The organism is Dawidia cretensis (assembly GCF_018598175.1).
Classification (GTDB): Bacteria; Bacteroidota; Bacteroidia; order Cytophagales; family Cyclobacteriaceae; genus Ohtaekwangia; species Ohtaekwangia cretensis.
The window spans coordinates 72,336-89,316 of the sequence record NZ_JAHESE010000024.1 but is presented as its reverse complement, the minus strand read 5'-3'; the positions used below and the strand labels follow the sequence as shown (position 1 = coordinate 89,316).

The 16,981-nt window shown below is 54.6% G+C and carries 14 protein-coding genes; 13 read left to right on the top strand and 1 reads right to left on the bottom strand.

Annotated features, from left to right (window positions below; genetic code table 11):
- Positions 1-2 precede the first annotated feature (2 nt).
- The 3 genes from KK062_RS20560 to KK062_RS20550 all read left to right on the top strand — a co-directional run bounded on the left by KK062_RS20560 (position 3) and on the right by KK062_RS20550 (position 3,980).
- Positions 3-2,819, top strand: a complete 2,817-nt coding sequence (locus tag KK062_RS20560; RefSeq protein WP_254086226.1) for a PD-(D/E)XK nuclease family protein — start codon at positions 3-5, stop codon at positions 2,817-2,819.
- Positions 2,820-2,881: 62 nt separating this feature from the next.
- Positions 2,882-3,313: a VOC family protein gene (locus tag KK062_RS20555; protein WP_254086225.1), complete on the top strand. Its 432-nt coding sequence runs from the start codon at positions 2,882-2,884 to the stop codon at positions 3,311-3,313.
- Positions 3,314-3,464: 151 nt separating this feature from the next.
- Positions 3,465-3,980, top strand: coding sequence for a YybH family protein (locus tag KK062_RS20550; protein ID WP_254086224.1), 516 nt, complete (start codon positions 3,465-3,467; stop codon positions 3,978-3,980).
- Between the two features lie 62 nt (positions 3,981-4,042).
- Here KK062_RS20550 and KK062_RS20545 read toward each other — a convergent pair whose 3' ends face one another.
- Positions 4,043-5,695 carry a DEAD/DEAH box helicase gene (locus tag KK062_RS20545; RefSeq protein WP_254086223.1) on the bottom strand — a complete coding sequence of 551 codons (1,653 nt, stop codon included), beginning with the start codon at positions 5,693-5,695 and terminating at the stop codon, positions 4,043-4,045.
- 230 nt (positions 5,696-5,925) lie between these two features.
- Between KK062_RS20545 and KK062_RS20540 the strand changes: the two genes are divergently transcribed.
- The 10 genes from KK062_RS20540 to KK062_RS20495 all read left to right on the top strand — a co-directional run bounded on the left by KK062_RS20540 (position 5,926) and on the right by KK062_RS20495 (position 16,891).
- Positions 5,926-6,123, top strand: coding sequence for a cold-shock protein (locus tag KK062_RS20540; protein ID WP_254086222.1), 198 nt, complete (start codon positions 5,926-5,928; stop codon positions 6,121-6,123).
- 206 nt (positions 6,124-6,329) lie between these two features.
- Entirely contained in the window at positions 6,330-6,830 is a 501-nt protein-coding gene (locus KK062_RS20535; protein WP_254086221.1) for a glutathione peroxidase, read from the top strand.
- Positions 6,817-7,377 carry a glutathione peroxidase gene (locus tag KK062_RS20530; protein WP_254086220.1) on the top strand — a complete coding sequence of 187 codons (561 nt, stop codon included), beginning with the start codon at positions 6,817-6,819 and terminating at the stop codon, positions 7,375-7,377. The genes KK062_RS20535 and KK062_RS20530 overlap by 14 nt, the downstream gene beginning before the upstream one ends.
- A 20-nt stretch (positions 7,378-7,397) precedes the next feature.
- Positions 7,398-8,294, top strand: a complete 897-nt coding sequence (locus KK062_RS20525) for a 1,4-dihydroxy-2-naphthoate polyprenyltransferase (protein ID WP_254086219.1) — start codon at positions 7,398-7,400, stop codon at positions 8,292-8,294.
- Between the two features lie 145 nt (positions 8,295-8,439).
- Positions 8,440-9,048, top strand: a complete 609-nt coding sequence (locus KK062_RS20520; protein WP_254086218.1) for a DUF4136 domain-containing protein — start codon at positions 8,440-8,442, stop codon at positions 9,046-9,048.
- 12 nt (positions 9,049-9,060) lie between these two features.
- Complete coding sequence (locus KK062_RS20515; RefSeq protein ID WP_254086217.1) at positions 9,061-9,672, top strand: outer membrane beta-barrel protein; 612 nt, start codon at positions 9,061-9,063, stop codon at positions 9,670-9,672.
- A gap of 71 nt (positions 9,673-9,743) precedes the next feature.
- Complete coding sequence (gene guaA / locus KK062_RS20510; protein ID WP_254086216.1) at positions 9,744-11,273, top strand: glutamine-hydrolyzing GMP synthase; 1,530 nt, start codon at positions 9,744-9,746, stop codon at positions 11,271-11,273.
- Between the two features lie 26 nt (positions 11,274-11,299).
- Complete coding sequence (locus KK062_RS20505) at positions 11,300-13,021, top strand: type 1 periplasmic-binding domain-containing protein (RefSeq protein WP_254086215.1); 1,722 nt, start codon at positions 11,300-11,302, stop codon at positions 13,019-13,021.
- 11 nt (positions 13,022-13,032) lie between these two features.
- The gene (hemL, locus tag KK062_RS20500) at positions 13,033-14,325 is read left to right on the top strand and encodes a glutamate-1-semialdehyde 2,1-aminomutase (RefSeq protein ID WP_254086214.1); all 1,293 of its coding nucleotides are present in this window, start codon (positions 13,033-13,035) and stop codon (positions 14,323-14,325) included.
- Positions 14,326-14,395: 70 nt separating this feature from the next.
- Positions 14,396-16,891 (top strand): GAF domain-containing protein, encoded by a 2,496-nt coding sequence (locus tag KK062_RS20495; RefSeq protein ID WP_254086213.1) that lies wholly within the window; start codon positions 14,396-14,398, stop codon positions 16,889-16,891.
- The last annotated feature ends 90 nt before the right edge of the window (positions 16,892-16,981 follow it).

The following is a 16,981-nucleotide window of genomic DNA, read 5'->3' as shown; positions in this document are numbered from 1 at the left end:
TCATGAAGACCTTTATCCAGGAACTGGCAGAGACAATTGTACGGGAATATCCCGATTGGAATAACCTCACCGTTGTATTCCCCAACCGCCGCGCGGCCCTCTATTTCCGCAAGGCGCTGGGCGAAGCACTGGACACCCCCCGCTGGGCACCGGACGTGCTGCACGTGGAAGCCTTCATTGGCTCCTTCTCTGAATTGGTGGAAGCCGATAAACTTTCGCTGGTAGTGAAGCTGTACCGTACCTTCAAACAGGTGACAGGCTCCGACGAAGACCTCGACTTTTTTTACTTCTGGGGGGAAATGCTGCTGCGCGACTTTGACGAGCTGGACAAATACCTGGTACCTGCCGCCGGCCTGTTCCGCGACATGAGCAACCAAAAGGAGATCGATGAATACTTCGATTACCTGACGGAAGAACAAAAGAAATTCCTGACCGACTTCTGGCAGTCCGTCGAGTTCGGCACAGCCGACAGCAAACGACGCTTCCTGGAGCTATGGCGAAGCCTGTATACCATCTATACAGAGTTCCGGCAACAGCTCGAGCGCGAAGGCATTGCCTATGGCGGCATGATCCACCGCGCCGTAGCCGAAAGCATCGGAAAGACGTTGACACCGCCCGCCGGACGACAGTATATCTTTGCCGGCTTCAACGCCCTGACCTCTGCGGAAGAAGCAATCATTGCCTGGTTTGTACTCCACCGCAAGGCACGGGTGTATTGGGATGAAGATGCCTTTTATGTACAGCCGCGTCACCGCGAGGCAGGCGCCTTTTTCCGGCAGTATCGGGCCCACGCGGTGTTGGGCGCAACCTTCCCCGAACAACCGGGTTCGTATCTCGGCACGGCCAAAGAGATTACCGTATTGGGAGTGCCGCAAAAGGCCGGTCAGCCGAAGCTGCTGGCACAGCGCCTCGAAGCCGTGCTGAAACAACCCGGCATGGAAGCCGAGCGCACCGTGGTAGTGTTGCCCGATGAAAGCTTGCTGCTGCCGGTGCTCTATGCCCTGCCGCCGTCGTTGCAAACCATCAACGTAACGATGGGCTTCCCGTTGGTCAGTACACCGTACTATACGCTGATCGACCTGCTGTTCGATTTGCACCTGCACCAACGTAAAGCTGAATTTTATTTCCGCTACGTCCTGGCGCTGCTGAATCACCCCTACCTGAAAGGGCGTGTGGGCGACGAAGGCAACGAATGGCGGGAGTATATATTAAAACACAATCAGGTATACCTGGCGCCGTCGTTCTTTGAGAAACATCCGCTGGCGCGCGTGATCTTTCAGCATATAGACCTGGAAGACTTCCTGCCCTATCTGCTGAATGTTATAGAGGTACTGGCAACTTCCGGTGGTCAGGAAGGATTGATGGAAAAAGAATTTGCCTTCCATTTCCACCGCATCCTGGCGCGTGTCAAAGACCTGGCGGCAAGCGAGCCCATGAACCTGCGCATGCTGCAGCGGATGTTCCGGCAGATAGCCCGGGCGGAGAAAGTTCCCTTTACAGGGGAGCCCCTGCGTGGCCTGCAGATCATGGGCGTACTCGAAACGCGTAACCTCGACTTTGATCGTGTGATCGTGTTGTCATTAAACGAAGGCCTGTGGCCCGCCGCCGCCCGGCAAGGATCGTACATTCCCCATAACATCCGCAAGGCCTACCGCTTGCCCACCGCCGAGCATCAGGACGCCATGTACGCCTACCTGTTCTACCGGTTGCTGCAACGGGCGTCCATCGTGGATTTATACTATAACACCGAACCTGACGTACTGGGTACACGCGAAATGAGCCGCTACCTGTACCAGCTCATATACGAAACGGGTTGGCCCTTCTCCCGGCAGGTGCTGTACAATCCCGTACAAATTCACCCGGTACAGCCCATCACGATTGAAAAGAAAGCCGATGTTTTGTTGAAGCTGGAGCGTTATTTCGGCAAGGCGCTGACACCGTCTACCCTGAATACATACATCGAGTGCCGCCTGCAGTTTTATTTCAGACACCTGCAGGAGCTGCGCGAGCCCGATGAAGTAGAGGAGGAGGCCGATGCGCGCATCTTTGGAAATATACTGCACCGCGTGATGGAGCTGTTTTATATAGCACTTCGTCCGCCGTCGGGGCCATGGCGCATCCAGGCCGGAGATTTTGCGAACCTGGACGACAAGCTGGAATTCTTTATCGAGCGCGCCTTTCGTGAGCACTTCTTCCTGCCCGACGAAAAACCTTTTGAATACGAAGGCCGTCAGCTGGTGGTAAAAGAAATGGTGAAGCGGTTCGCCGCCAAGGTGCTGCGCCACGATGCGCGCAGTGTACCGTTTGTCATCGAGCTGCTCGAAGCCAATAACTTCACCACGACGATAGTGGTCAAACAACGCGACAAGTCCCTGAGCATTGTGATGGGCGGCAAGATCGACCGGGTAGACCGCAAGGACGACACCGTGCGCATCATCGACTACAAAACCGGCAAAGACGAAAATCGCTTCGAAAATATACCGGCGTTGTTTCAGCGTAGTCCCAGGCGAAACAAAGCCGCCTTTCAGGCCATGCTGTACGCGTGGGTATATGCACAACGCCAACCCCGTAGGGAGGGTGAGACCCGCGCGCTCCAACCGGGCCTGATCAACCGCCGCGAGATCTTCAAAGACGATTTTGAATATGGCCTCTTCCTCGGTCGCCAACGCCTGGAAGATGTCACGAACCTGCTGCCCGAATTTGAAGAGCAACTCCTCATGTTGCTGGAAGAAATGTTCGATCCTGCCGTTCCCTTTGATCAGACGGAAGAGCTCAAGACATGTATGTATTGCGATTATAAGGAGATCTGCCAGCGGTAGCGCTTCCACAGGCATTAGTTTTGAGCGAACATCCTCATGTTCCACTTAAAACGTAATGCATCATGAGTACTACAGCGAAATTACGCGGCTTTTCCAACATCAGCTTTTATGCGGATGATCACCACGCTGCAAAAAGATGGTACACGGCACTGTTCGGCGTTGAACCGTACTTTAACCGCCCGGGATATTCGGAGTGGCGTATCGGAGACTATGAGCATGAATTTGGGTTGATCGACGGCAAATACAGACCCAAGGCCGCACAGGCTGGTCCCGGCGGCGCGATTATGTCGTGGCACGTGGATGATGTCAAAGGCACACTTGAGCACTTGTTGTCAAAAGGCGCCAAAGAATACGAGCCCATCATCGAGCGCGGCGAAGGTTTTGTAACGGCGTCGGTAATCGACCCATTTGGCAACATACTGGGCATCATGTACAACCCCCACTACCTGGAGGTGCTACACGCAGAGGAGGCCAGCACACCGGGCCTGCAATAACGACTGTATAGGTTGGTCGAACGGCCCCGAAAGGGCGTAACATACCAGCCCGGGTTGCAGGCCCTGGGTTTTCGGTTTTTTACAATTTTAGGCATGTACGCCGGGTGATCTTTGTATCAGAAACAACACAGATACCATGAGATCACACAGTATGAAAACGAATCAGCTTGTAAGCCTGCTGGCGGGCATTGCCGTGGCATTGGCCATCGTCTTTTTGTTGCAAGGCTGCAAAGAATCCTGGTCAAAAGAATCGCATGCGGGTTCCCTGACACCATTGGAAGAAGCGCGTCAGGCCATCGCCGCCAGCAATGAAGTGTACTTTCAGGCCTTTGTGAAAGGCGACTCGTCCTTATTTATCGAGCGGTATGCCGACGACTGCTGCATCATGGCCCCCGGCATACCGGCACTTTGCGGAGCGGACGCTGCCCGCCAATTCTTTCGCACGGCCTATGATGATATTGGGCTGCGAAACGGCAAGTTCATCACCACCGACGTATACGGCCTCGGCGACGGCTATGTAGTAGAAGAGGGCCTGTGGCAATCGTTTGGCGCAAACCAGATGATGTTTGACGACGGCAAGTTTCTGGTGCTGTGGAAAAAGACCGCAAAAGGCTGGAAGATGTTCCGCGATTCATTCAGCAGCAACCACGCCGCACCGGTACAATAGCCCGCCGTAGGAACGATAAAGGAAAAGGCAACCGGGAGGCTGCCTTTTTATTTACAATTGTCTTAATCGAGATCCATACGCTCGCTGCCCCATTTCAGATCGTCTCCCCAATCCAGCTTTTCAAAGCCATCTTCGCCGCGGGGCGCATCCTTGCGGGGAGCACCGCGTTGTGACTCCGTCCGCGGCGTACGTTGTTTTTCCGGACGCGGAGCGCGGGGCTGACGCGGTTGGCTGTTTTGTTGTGACTGCCCTTCCGGACGAGCCTGTGCCTGTTGCGCTTGCGGCTGGCCTTGACCCTCGCCTTTATTACGACCACGGTTACGGCGGTTGCCGCGACGACGGCCATTGCGGCCATTGCCTTCTACAGACTCCCCCGTCTGGCTGGTATTCTCGGTCACGTTGCCTTCTGCTTCCGAGGTAACGTTCGTCGCACGAACCGGCCGCGGTGGCCGGCTGTCAGGAGTGCTTTTGGCTCCGTTGCGGGAGTTCTGACGGCGGTTGTCCGGACGCTGTTGTTTGTTTCCCTGGCGTTGTCTTCCGGGTTGCACCGACGGTACAATTTTCGGCATGCCATCGCGCTGGAGCGGGTAGGGGTGATCCTCCACCACCGGAATGGTCTTGGCGATCAGCTTATGAATGTCTTGCAGGTATTCCTTTTCTTCTTCGTCGCAGAACGACAGCGAAACGCCACTGGCACCCGCGCGGCCGGTACGGCCAATGCGGTGTACATAGGTCTCCGGTACGTTGGGCAACTCAAAATTGATCACGTGTGTGAGCTCGTCTACGTCAATGCCGCGGGCTGCGATATCAGTCGCGACCAGGATGCGCGTCTTGCGGGCTTTGAAATTGCTCAGCGCGCGCTGGCGTGCGCCTTGTGATTTGTCGCCGTGGATGGCCTCCGCGCGAATGCCCGAATCGTTCAGGTCACGGGCCACGCGGTCAGCGCCGTGCTTGGTGCGGGTAAACACGAGGGCCGTGCCGATGGTGTGGTCATCCAGAATATGCTTCAACAGCTTGCGCTTGTCTTTCTTGTCGACAAAGTACAGGGACTGCTGAATGGTATTGGCCGTAGACGACACGGGGGTCACTTCGACCTTTACCGGGTTTGTCAGGATCGTGTTGGCCAGTTTGGCGATCTCCGTCGGCATGGTGGCCGAGAAGAATAACGTCTGGCGCTTGGCAGGAATACGGGCGATGATCTTTTTTACGTCGTGAATAAAGCCCATGTCCAACATACGGTCAGCCTCGTCGAGGACAAACATCTTGATGTTGTCGAGCTTAACGAAGCGCTGATTCATGAGGTCTAACAAACGGCCTGGAGTGGCGATGAGGATATCCACGCCATTGCGCAAGGCAGTGGTTTGGGAGTGTTGCGACACGCCACCAAAGATAACCGTGTGGCGCAGGCGCAGGTGACGGCCGTACGCGGTAAAGCTTTCGCCGATCTGGATGGCCAGCTCGCGGGTAGGCGTCAGCACCAGGGTTTTTATGCCTTCGGGGCCTTTTACATATAATTCGTCCTCGTGCAGGTTCTGCAAAATGGGGAGGGCAAAGGCTGCGGTCTTACCCGTGCCGGTTTGGGCGCACCCCAGCAAGTCTTTTCGCTCCAGCAATATCGGGATGGCCTGCGCTTGAATCGGGGTGGGGATGGTATAGCCTTCGGTCTTCAAAGCCCGTAACAGGGGCTCAATCAGCTTTAAATTTTCAAATGTCATAGATTTTCTTGTGCCTGAAAGAGGCGGAGTGACGGCGTCTGCGAACGGGCCTCTTTGTGTGAATTTGCGTTTAAATCGCGCTTTTTATATAAAACTTGAGATAATGATCACAAAAATACGGAAATAATCTGACACTACCGTCTGGCGCCAAATCCGGCAAATCGGAGGGGGGTGTCACCCGCTTTAAATTAATTCTGCTACCTTTGTACTAGAATATTTTAACATTTTCAATGAAAGAAGGAGTAGTAAAATTTTTTAATGAAGCCAAAGGTTTCGGCTTCATCAAAGAAACAGCAACCGGCCAAGAGTATTTTGTGCACATTTCTGGCCTGCTGGTAGATTCAATCCGTGAGAAAGACGCGGTAACATTCGAGCTTCAGCAAGGTAAAAAAGGAATTAATGCGGTTAACGTTCGTTTAGCCAACTAATACATCTTTCACTCTTTGCAAAAGCCAGGCCCGCAAGCCTGGCTTTTTTTTCTTATATATAGTATAGCTCCGTCACCGTTTGTGTCAGCCTTTCCTGCCGCCAGCTATACCCGCCCGCGTTAATTCATCACTTTTCCGGGAAAAAGTGGAATAAAACGGCTAATTTTGCCTATTCCTTACCTGGATACAATAACCAAACGATCGTTATGAAAACAATCATCCTGGCAATCCTCCTTCTGATTCAACCCATGGCGACTTCTATTTATGACTTCAAGATTAACTCGCTGGAAGGTGAGCTGGTCGATTTTGCCCGGTATAAAGGCAAAACCCTGCTGATTGTAAACGTGGCCTCCAAATGTGGATATACCCCGCAGTATGGCGACCTGGAAAAACTGCACGAGCAATTCGGCAACAAGGTGACAATACTCGGTTTCCCCGCCAATAACTTTGGTTCGCAGGAACCCGGTAGCAATGCCGATATCGCCTCATTCTGCCAAAAGAACTACGGCGTGAAATTCCAGATGTTTGAAAAGATTTCGGTGAAAGGCGCCGACCAGCACCCCCTCTATACATGGCTCAAGGAAAAGACCGGCAGCGAGCCCGGCTGGAACTTTAGTAAATACCTGGTGAAGCCTGATGGCACCGTGAAGTTCTTTGCTTCGGGGGTCAACCCGTTGGACAAACAAATTATCGATGAGATTAATTAAAGTTACAGCCTGGATAGCTGTTACAATGGGCCTAGTGGCATTCTTTTCCTCCAAGCTGTTATCGGCAAAAAAGCGCGAAGCTGTCGAAGGCTCGATCTATGACTTTAAGATGCGTGCCCTGGACGGCGAAGAGATCGACCTGGCCCGCTATAAAGGCAAATACATGCTGATCGTCAATACCGCGTCTAAATGCGGATATACGCCGCAGTATGGCGACCTGGAAAAACTACACGAACAGTTTGGCGACAAAGTGGTGGTGCTGGGTTTCCCGGCCAACAATTTCCTGTGGCAGGAGCCCGGCTCCAATGGCGACATCGCCACCTTTTGCCAGAAGAACTACGGCGTAAAATTCCAGATGTTTGAAAAGATCTCGGTCAAAGGCCGTGATCAGCACGCTCTATATAGATGGTTGCAAGATCGGTCGGGCCATGCCCCGTCCTGGAATTTTTGCAAATACTTGATCGACCGCGAAGGAAACGTCGTTTCTTTCTACCCCTCCAAAGTCAATCCGCTCGACGAGCAGATCGTTAGCAAGATTTCGATCTAATCTCCTACTTTTACGCTGCTATGAATACAAAAGTCTGGTTACAGGCCTTTCGCCTGCGTACCCTGCCACTAGCTTTATCGAGCATCGCCATGGGTGGTTTTCTGGCCTCTGCTGCGGGCGCCTTCCAATGGGGCATTTTTCTGCTTTGCGTACTCACAACCATCTTCTTACAAATCCTGTCAAACCTCGCCAACGACTATGGCGACTCCATACACGGCGCCGACAGTACCGACCGCAAAGGCCCCGCGCGTGCCGTACAAAGCGGCCGCATCACGGCAGGCCAGATGCGGACAGCCGTCGTCATTTTCGTGCTGCTAAGCCTCGTCAGCGGTGTTTCGCTTTTGTTCTTCTCGTTTGGCCTGGCCTGGAACGCCATCCTGTTTTTCCTGGGCCTGGGGCTGTTGAGCATCGGCGCCGCCATTGCCTACACCGTGGGCCGCAAGCCGTATGGCTACATCGGCCTGGGCGACCTGTCCGTATTGATCTTTTTTGGATTGGTGGGCGTGATGGGGTCGTACTACCTGTTTACAAAGGCCATCACGCCGTATGAAATATTGCCGGCGCTCAGCTGCGGTTTGTTCTCCATTGCCGTGCTGAATGTCAATAACATCCGCGACATCGAATCCGACCGCAAAGCAGGCAAATATTCCATTCCGGTGCGCATTGGCCGTGAGAAGGCCGTGGCCTACCACTGGTGCCTGCTGGCCGGTGGCGTACTGTGTGCCGTGTTATATACAGTATTTCACTACCAGTCGCTCACGCAGTTTCTGTTCCTGGTCAGTGTGCCGCTGTTTGTGCGCAATGGCCTGGCCGTAACCCACAAACCATCTACCGCGCTGGATCCGTTCCTGAAGCAAATGGCGCTTTCCACGCTGCTCTTTGTGCTGCTCTTCGGCGCCGGCCTGTTGTTGGCCTAATCTTTTAACGATGTATCTTTAAACCTAACGGCACCAGGCGGTGTCTATAGGGTGTGCCCCCGTCATACTGCACGGGCCGCTGCGTACGTTTCAGTATAGCGGCCGGTGACAACAAACGGAGCGGCCGTCTACGCATATGAAGATCATGAAAAGATACCTTTTTGTACTGGCCGTGATACCGGCCCTATGGAGTTGCGAGCCTGAGCCTGACAACTTGCGCCTGCTCGACCAGCTTGTGGTCTCGACCAATTTCGATCCGGATACAGAGTTTCAAAGCTTTGATACATACACCATTCCCACGGATACTATCGGGTACGTTTCCAATACCTCGCGCGACACCATCTGGACCTACACCGCTGCTCAGCCCTATCCACGTAGGATGATCCAAACGGTACGCGAACAAATGGACTCCATCGGTCTTACCTACGTGGGCCGTGATCAGGATCCCGACGTCGGCATGAACATCTACATCATCGAAAACCTCAACTTGTTCCAGCAGGTATATTACCCGAACTACTACTCTAATTATTACGGCTACGGCGGGTATTATTACTACCCCATTGTGCAGACCTATGCGCAAAACACCGCCACGCTGGTGGTGGAGATGATCGACCTCAAAAACCGCAACGCCAACAACCAGGTAAAGATCGTTTGGAACGCCTACATGGGTGACGTCGTCAACTCGGTAAATTATGAGCAACAGTCCATCGATGCGATCAGGACGGCCGTCAGACAATCGCCCTACCTCCATTAATTACGCTGCCAGATGAAGAAGCTACTGACCGTACTGTTTATACTCTTGCCCGCCTGTGCCCTGCTGGCGCAAGAGAACTACTTTTATTTAAACCTCGACATCAATACCCCGCTGGCCAACACCGATTGGGTAAGCAAAACCAGCGGTCGCGGTGGCAAGGCCGGCTACCGGATTATGATCGGCGAAAGCCGCTTTTCTGCCGGTGTTGATTTTGCCTGGGCATACTTCGAAGAATATGCACCGACGGAAACCTTTGAGAACGGCAACGGCGCCATCACCACCGACTATTTCAAAAAGCTCAACCAATACAGCATTGCCGCCAGTGGCCAATACAATTGGGAACTGGGTGAGCAGGGTCTGTTCTTTCCCTACGCCGGCATAGGCCTGGGCGCGCTGCACAACCAATACATTATGGCCTACAACATTTACGAAGATTCCGATAAAGGTTGGGGCTTTCTGGCGCGGCCGGAGGCCGGTATCCTGGCGCGGTTTGGCAAGCGGCGCTCGATGGGCGCGATGGCGGCCGTGCACTACGATTTTGCCACGAACAAAAGCGACGCCTACAACTATTCCAGCTATTCGGCGGTAGGCTTTCAGATAGGCCTGGTTCTCATGAACCGCTAGTACAGACAAGAACTTGCGTTTATTCGGCGTCCGCACTTTTGGAGGCGAAAAGTCGGTTTATCTTTGCACCCATGTCGCAACAGATACTGATCCTCGATTTCGGCTCCCAGTACACCCAGCTCATTGCCCGCCGCGTGCGCGAACTGAATGTCTACTGCGAAATCCACCCCTTTAACAAAATTCCTGCCCTAACGCCTGATATCAAGGGTGTTATTCTTTCCGGCAGCCCCTGCTCCGTGCGCGATGCCGGCAGCCCCGACATTGACATGAGCCTGTTTGAAGGCAAGGTGCCCGTGCTGGCCGTGTGTTATGGCGCCCAGTTGCTCGCCCACAAAAGCGGCGGCAACGTACTGCCTTCCACCATCCGCGAATACGGCCGCGCCAAGCTGTCGACCGTCGATCACCACAACACGCTGCTCAAAGAAATTTCACTCGACACCCAGGTGTGGATGTCGCACGGCGACACGATCGCGTCGGTACCCGATTCGTTCGAGATCATCGCCAGCACACCTTCGGTGAAGGTAGCCGCCTATCGCGTAAAAGGCACCGACACCTACGGCATCCAGTTCCACCCCGAAGTAACACACACCCTGCAAGGCAAAGAGCTGCTGCGCAACTTTGTAGTACACATCTGCGGCTGTGCGCAGGATTGGACCTCCGATCAGTTTGTGGAAGTTACCGTGGCCGACCTGCAGAAAAAGCTCGGCAATGACCGGGTGGTCATGGCCCTCTCCGGGGGCGTCGACTCGACCGTCGCCGCCATCCTGGTCCACAAAGCCATTGGCAAAAATCTCCACTGTATCTTCGTGGACAACGGTCTGCTGCGCAAGGGTGAGTTCGAGCAGGTGCTCGACTCCTACAAGCACATGGGCCTGAACATCAAAGGCGTCGACGCCAAAGAGAAATTCTATACGGCCCTGGCGGGGTTAACCGACCCCGAAGCAAAACGCAAAGCCATTGGCAAGACTTTTATAGATGTATTTGACGAAGAGTCACACGCGCTGACCGATGTGAAATGGCTGGGGCAAGGTACTATCTACCCCGACATTATCGAATCGGTATCGGTGAAAGGTCCTTCGGTCACCATCAAGTCGCACCACAATGTGGGCGGCCTGCCCGAGAAGATGAAGCTGAAGATCGTGGAGCCCCTCAATACCCTGTTCAAAGACGAGGTACGCCTGGTGGGTAAAACGCTCGGCATCGACCCGACCATTCTGGGGCGCCACCCGTTCCCCGGACCGGGACTGGGCATCCGCATCCTGGGCGACATCACGGCCGACAAAGTCCGCATCCTGCAAGAGGTGGACAGCGTCTTTATCGGCGGCCTGCGCGAGCACGGTCTGTACGACAAAGTATGGCAAGCCGGCGCGATGTTGCTGCCGGTACAGTCCGTGGGGGTGATGGGCGATGAACGCACCTACGAGCGCGTGGTGAGCCTGCGGGCCGTGACCAGCACCGACGGCATGACGGCCGACTGGGCACACTTGCCGTACGAATTCCTGGCCACGGTGTCGAGCGACATCATCAACAAGGTAAAAGGAGTGAACCGCGTGGTGTACGACATCAGCTCGAAGCCGCCGGCGACCATCGAGTGGGAATAAGAACATAACAACCCGTATTCTAACGCATGAGAATAAGAGCCTATAGTTTCTGTCTGGTCCTTTTCGTTTTAACGACATCGGTATACGCGCAGCTGGATTACAACAAACAGTTCTTCAACGCCAAGCAGCTTTTCCGCGAAGGAAAATACAACCTGGCCATGGAGAGCTTCAAGCCGCTGATACCGTACGACCAACGTAACCCGTATGCTCAATATGCCTCCTTCTATTACGGTCTGGCGGCATACAAGCAAGGCTTTCCGGCCGTGGCCAAAGACCAGTTCAACCAGCTCAAGACGCAACACGCTACCTGGGAGAAGATCGACGAGGTAAACTTCTGGCTTGCCAAAATATACTTCGACGGCAAAGACTACTTCCAGGGTATGAAACTGCTGGCACAGGTGAAGGATAAAAAGCTGCAACCCGATGTAGAGGCGCTAAAAGCCAAGGCCCTGTCGGACCTTCAGGACGCCGAGACCTTGCGCATGATGCGCGAAGAGTATCCCAAAGACGAGACCATCGGCAAGTTGCTGGCCACGGCATTGGCAAAAGACCTGACCGATCCCGAAAGCCGCACGCAACTGGAAACGCTCATCGACCAGTTGCACCTGAAGAAAACGGACTATATCCCGGAAGCTCCCAAAAGCTATAAGAAAGATATCTATACGGTTTCGGTGTTGATGCCGTTTATGGTACAAACGCTCGAACCGTCGCTGGGCCGCAAAAGGAATCAGATCGTCCTCGACTTTTACGAAGGCATGAAGCAGGCCGTCGACACGCTGGCGAAGCAAGGCGTAAAGATCAGCCTGCGCGCGTACGACACCGAGCGCAGCACGACCAAGCTGCGTACGGCGCTGGCGTTGCCCGAGATGAAAAACACCGACCTGCTGGTCGGCCCCTTCTTTCACGAAGAAAACCCGCTCTTGAAAGAGTTTTCGCAACAACAAAAGATCAACCTGTTCAACCCGTTGGCCAACAGCAGCGACCTGATCAGCAACAACCCCTACGGCTACCTGTTCCAGCCTTCGGAAGAAACGCTGGGCCAAAAGGCCGCCGCCTTTGTCGCGACCCATGCGCGCAGGAAAAACTGTATTGTATACTACGGCACGTCGCGCCGCGACTCGGTGCTGGCCGCCAACTTTATGCAGCAGGCACGGCAAGACGGCGTAACGATTCTGTCGTCGCAGCGCATTGCCCGCGAGGGCGTCGCCAGGATCCTGACGACACTGGCCACGCCGACGGAATACGACGAGTTTAAATATCCCAAGCAGTTCACACTGAAGAAAGACAGCCTGGGCAGCATCTTTGTGGCGACCGACGAAGCCCTGATCTATACCAAGGTATTGAGCGGTGTGGAAACGCGCGGCGACTCGGTGCTGGTGATAGGATCGGAGTCCTGGCTGGACCAACCCACCGTCGACCTCGAAAAATACAACACCCTGCCCATCGTGCTGGAAGCGCCGAACTATGCGCAGCCCGACGCGGTGCACTACCGCGCCTTCTTTCACAAATACGTTCATACACACGGCCGCACGCCGTCGGCCTATGCGCGCATGGGCTATGAGTTCATGCTCTTCACCGGTCTGCAGTTACGCGACAACGGTGTATACTTTCAAGATGGCCTCAGCCGCCAGGCATTTGTGCCGGGCAGCCTGACAACGGGCTATAATTACCAGTTCAGCCACGACAACCAACTGGTGCCGTTCATCCGGTTCCGTCACGGTAAGGCTACTGTAGTAGACAAACGATAATCTTCGCAGTGATGCACGATATTTCCAGGAGCACAGCCATTTTTGAACGCGCCAAACAATATATACCCGGCGGTGTAAACTCCCCCGTCCGGGCCTTTCGCGCCGTGGGCGGCAACCCGCTCTTTATGCAGCGGGCCAAAGGCGCTTATCTGTACGACGAGGATGGCCACGAGTATGTGGACATGATCAACTCGTGGGGTCCCATGATCCTCGGGCACGCGCACCCCATCGTGGAGGAAGCCGTGAAGGCCGCGCTGGCATACTCGCCGTCGTTTGGTGCGCCGACGCTGCGCGAAGTGGAGATGGCGGAGCTGATCTGTGCGCTGGTGCCCTCCGTGGAGCGGGTGCGCATGGTGAACTCGGGCACCGAAGCCACCATGTCGGCCGTGCGGGTAGCCCGTGGGTATACCGGACGCGACAAGATCATTAAAATGGAAGGCTGCTACCATGGCCACGGCGACTCGTTCCTGATCGCCGCAGGCAGCGGCGCCCTGACCTTCGGCACGCCCGATAGCCCCGGCGTTACCAAAGGCACCGCGCGCGATACGCTGCTCGCGCCGTTCAACGACCTGGAGGCCATTGAAGAGCGGGTAGAAGAAAACAAAGGCCAGGTGGCCGCGATCATATTGGAGCCGGTAGTCGGCAACATGGGGTGCGTGGCGCCCCAGGCAGGCTACCTGCAAGGGCTGCGCGCGTTGTGCGACCGTCACAACATCGTGCTCATCTTTGACGAAGTCATGACAGGCTTTCGCCTGGCACCGGGCGGCGCGCAGGAGCTGTACGGCGTAACACCCGATATGACCACACTCGGCAAGATCATCGGGGGTGGCTTGCCGGTAGGCGCATATGGCGGCCGTAAAGAGATCATGGACTTTGTATCGCCTGTAGGCCCTGTATACCAGGCAGGCACCTTGTCGGGCAACCCCCTGGCCATGGCCGCGGGCCTGGCAATGTTGAATTATCTGCAAGGGCACCCCGAAGTGTACCAACACATCGAACGGATGACCACCTCGTTGGTACAAGGGTTGACACGACAAATAAAAGAAGCCGGTGTAAAAGCGACCATTAACCAGGTAGGTTCCATGTTTACACTATTCTTTACCGACAAGCATGTGATCGACTTCGAAACGGCCAGGACCGTCGATACGCAAAAATTTGCCACGTATTTCCAGGCGATGTTACAACAAGGGATCTACCTGGCGCCTTCGCAGTACGAAGCCATGTTCATTTCTGCAGCAATTGATGAAAAACTAATTTCCAGGATACTCGAAGCAAGCCGCCGGGCATTGGCCACATTGGGATGAAAGCAGAAATATTGCTAACTTTTCACTGATGAGGCGCTGACCTCTAACCGGAAATTTTTTAACCAACTTCATGAAAAACCGAGCCCTGAAGTACTCCGTCGGCTTTGCCGTCGCGGGGGTACTGATCACGTTGTTGATCGCCTACGTGGAGCGCGACACCATCAACACGTACGAACGCAACCTTCCCTACATCTCGCTAGGCGACAACCTCAAGAACCGTGTCACCAAGGCACACCTGTGGTTCGAAGAGATGCTGGCCGGCGACGCTTCTGTAAACTATGAAAAGGACGTGCACAACGCATTTACGACGTCGCGTGACATATTACAGGGCGCCTACGATGGCACGGAAACGGAGCTGGGCCTGTTCGAAATTCACGACGACGAAGACACAAAAGCCATTCTGAAAGAAGGCATTATCATCCTCGAAAATCTGATGGCCTCGGCACAGGAAAGAATCCTCCATAAGCCCCAGGCGGCCGCGCCGGTCCAGACGGATAGCACCGGTGCGATCATCGCAACACCCCCCTTGGTAGACAATGTTGGCCCCGCGCTCGATGAAAAATTCGACCGCGAGTACGAAGCCTTTCAGTCAAAAATGGACCAACTTATTACACATGTCAACAAATCCGTAAAATCTGACGCTTCGTACATCAACACCCTCGCGTGGATCTCCATTCCACTCGTCGGTTTTGGTATTCTGGGCTTGTGCCTGCTGCTGTACAAACTGCAGCGCAGCTCCGACGCGCTGGTGGCGGACAACACAGAACGCCTGGTACAGCAGAACGACGAGAAGGCAGCGGTGATGACCTTTATCGAAGCGATCTCTTCGGGTAACTATGGTGTCGAGCTGGGACTGAAAGAGGCCGACAACCTCGGCACGACGATGATCTCGATGCGCGACAAACTGCGCCGCAATGCCGAAGAAGACCGACGCCGTAACTGGTCGAACACCGGTATCGCACAGGTAGGAGAGATTCTGCGAACCACGAATATATCAACGACCGAGCTGTACGACAACATCATTCGGTTTGTCGTGAAGTATACCAAAAGCAACCAGGGCGGCCTGTTTGTGCTGAACGAAGACAGCGAGCAGGAAAAGTATCTGGAGCTGGTCGCCTGCTACGCGTTCGAACGCAAAAAATACCTGCATAAAAAAGTAGGAATAGGCGAAGGGCTCGTCGGACAGAGCTACCTCGAAGGACAGAAGATTTATTTGCTGGAAGTACCCGAAGAATATGTCTCCATCACCTCGGGCCTCGGCGGCTCGAATCCCAATGCGTTGCTGCTGATGCCCCTCAAAGTAAACGAGCAGATCTACGGTGTGTTGGAGCTGGCGACCTTCGGTAAATATGAAGATTACGAGATCGGCCTGGTAGAAAAGCTGGCCGAGACGATCGCGTCGACGATCTCCACAGTACGCATCAACGAAAGCACGCGCGAGCTGCTGGAAAAGACCCAGCAACAAGCGGAAGAGATGCGCGCCCAGGAGGAAGAGATGCGCCAGAACATGGAAGAGCTCGAAGCCACCCAGGAGGAAATGCGCCGCAAGGAAAAACACATCCAGAACATGCTGGACGGCGAAAAACATCGAAACGAGATCAGCCAGAAGAACCGCCGCGCGCAAATGGAGCTGACCAAAAACAGCGACGTGCAGTCGGGCAACTGGAATGCCGCCATCGAAAAGATTACGGCGACCATCGCCAACCAGATCCACGTATCACGCTGCGGCATCTGGTCGTTCAACAACACCCGTAACAAGCTCACGTCAGAAAAACTCTATACACTTTCCAGCCGTGGCTTCTCCGCAGGAGCGGAGCTGTCGGCAAAAGATTACCCGGGCTACTTCGAGGCTTCCACGGGCGAAGAAGTGCTGGCGGTAAAAGACGTTGCCGGCCATGCCGCGACACGCGAGCTCTACGCCGGCTACCTGCGCGCGAATGGTGTCGCGTCGGTATTGAATGTGCCTTTCTTTAACGAAGGGCGTATTGCCGGTATCATTAGCTGCGAGCAGCAAGGCGAAGCAAAAGAGTGGACGGAAGAAGACATCGAGTTTCTGAAGTCGTGCTCGGACCTGGTAACGGTGGCGTACAATACCATGAAGATAAACACCATGGTGGAAGAGATGCAGACCGCCCAGCAGACGTTGCAAGCCGTCATTGACAATATACCCCGCGCGATCTTCTGGAAAGATAAAGACCTGCGCTTCCAGGGTGCCAACCGCATCTTTGCGCAAGTGGCCGGTGTACGGTCGCCACGCGAGCTGGTGGGCCTGACCGACTTTGACATGCCCTGGAAAGACCACGCCGACGCCTATCGCCAGGACGACCTGGCCGTGATCGAAAGCCGCAAGTCGCGCCTGGACCAGGAAGAACGGAATGTAAACAGCGCGGGCACAGAGTCGTGGGTGTTGACCAGCAAGGTGGTTGTTACCAACCAGCATGGCGAGGTAACGGGCGTGCTGGGCATGTTCGAAGACATTACCGACCGCAAGCACCGTGAAAAGGATACCCAGGCCAGGCTCGAAGAGCTGGAAGCCCTGAAAAAGACGCTTGGTGCCAGGGGATAATTGATTTTTTGGGCCAAACTCTTACCTCTGTAACCAGGGCGGTATACAGGGGGAAGTATTTTTTTCCCTGGATTGACTATTTTTACTGAA

Coding starts and splice junctions, on each gene's coding strand:
- KK062_RS20560 (WP_254086226.1), top strand. CDS start 3: ATGAAGACCTTTATCCAGGAACTGGCAGAGACAATTGTACGGGAATAT.
- hemL (WP_254086214.1), top strand. CDS start 13,033: ATGCACGATATTTCCAGGAGCACAGCCATTTTTGAACGCGCCAAACAA.
- KK062_RS20535 (WP_254086221.1), top strand. CDS start 6,330: ATGAAAACAATCATCCTGGCAATCCTCCTTCTGATTCAACCCATGGCG.
- KK062_RS20555 (WP_254086225.1), top strand. CDS start 2,882: ATGAGTACTACAGCGAAATTACGCGGCTTTTCCAACATCAGCTTTTAT.
- guaA (WP_254086216.1), top strand. CDS start 9,744: ATGTCGCAACAGATACTGATCCTCGATTTCGGCTCCCAGTACACCCAG.
- KK062_RS20525 (WP_254086219.1), top strand. CDS start 7,398: ATGAATACAAAAGTCTGGTTACAGGCCTTTCGCCTGCGTACCCTGCCA.
- KK062_RS20520 (WP_254086218.1), top strand. CDS start 8,440: ATGAAAAGATACCTTTTTGTACTGGCCGTGATACCGGCCCTATGGAGT.
- KK062_RS20495 (WP_254086213.1), top strand. CDS start 14,396: ATGAAAAACCGAGCCCTGAAGTACTCCGTCGGCTTTGCCGTCGCGGGG.
- KK062_RS20505 (WP_254086215.1), top strand. CDS start 11,300: ATGAGAATAAGAGCCTATAGTTTCTGTCTGGTCCTTTTCGTTTTAACG.
- KK062_RS20545 (WP_254086223.1), bottom strand. CDS start 5,695: ATGACATTTGAAAATTTAAAGCTGATTGAGCCCCTGTTACGGGCTTTG.
- KK062_RS20550 (WP_254086224.1), top strand. CDS start 3,465: ATGAAAACGAATCAGCTTGTAAGCCTGCTGGCGGGCATTGCCGTGGCA.
- KK062_RS20515 (WP_254086217.1), top strand. CDS start 9,061: ATGAAGAAGCTACTGACCGTACTGTTTATACTCTTGCCCGCCTGTGCC.
- KK062_RS20540 (WP_254086222.1), top strand. CDS start 5,926: ATGAAAGAAGGAGTAGTAAAATTTTTTAATGAAGCCAAAGGTTTCGGC.
- KK062_RS20530 (WP_254086220.1), top strand. CDS start 6,817: ATGAGATTAATTAAAGTTACAGCCTGGATAGCTGTTACAATGGGCCTA.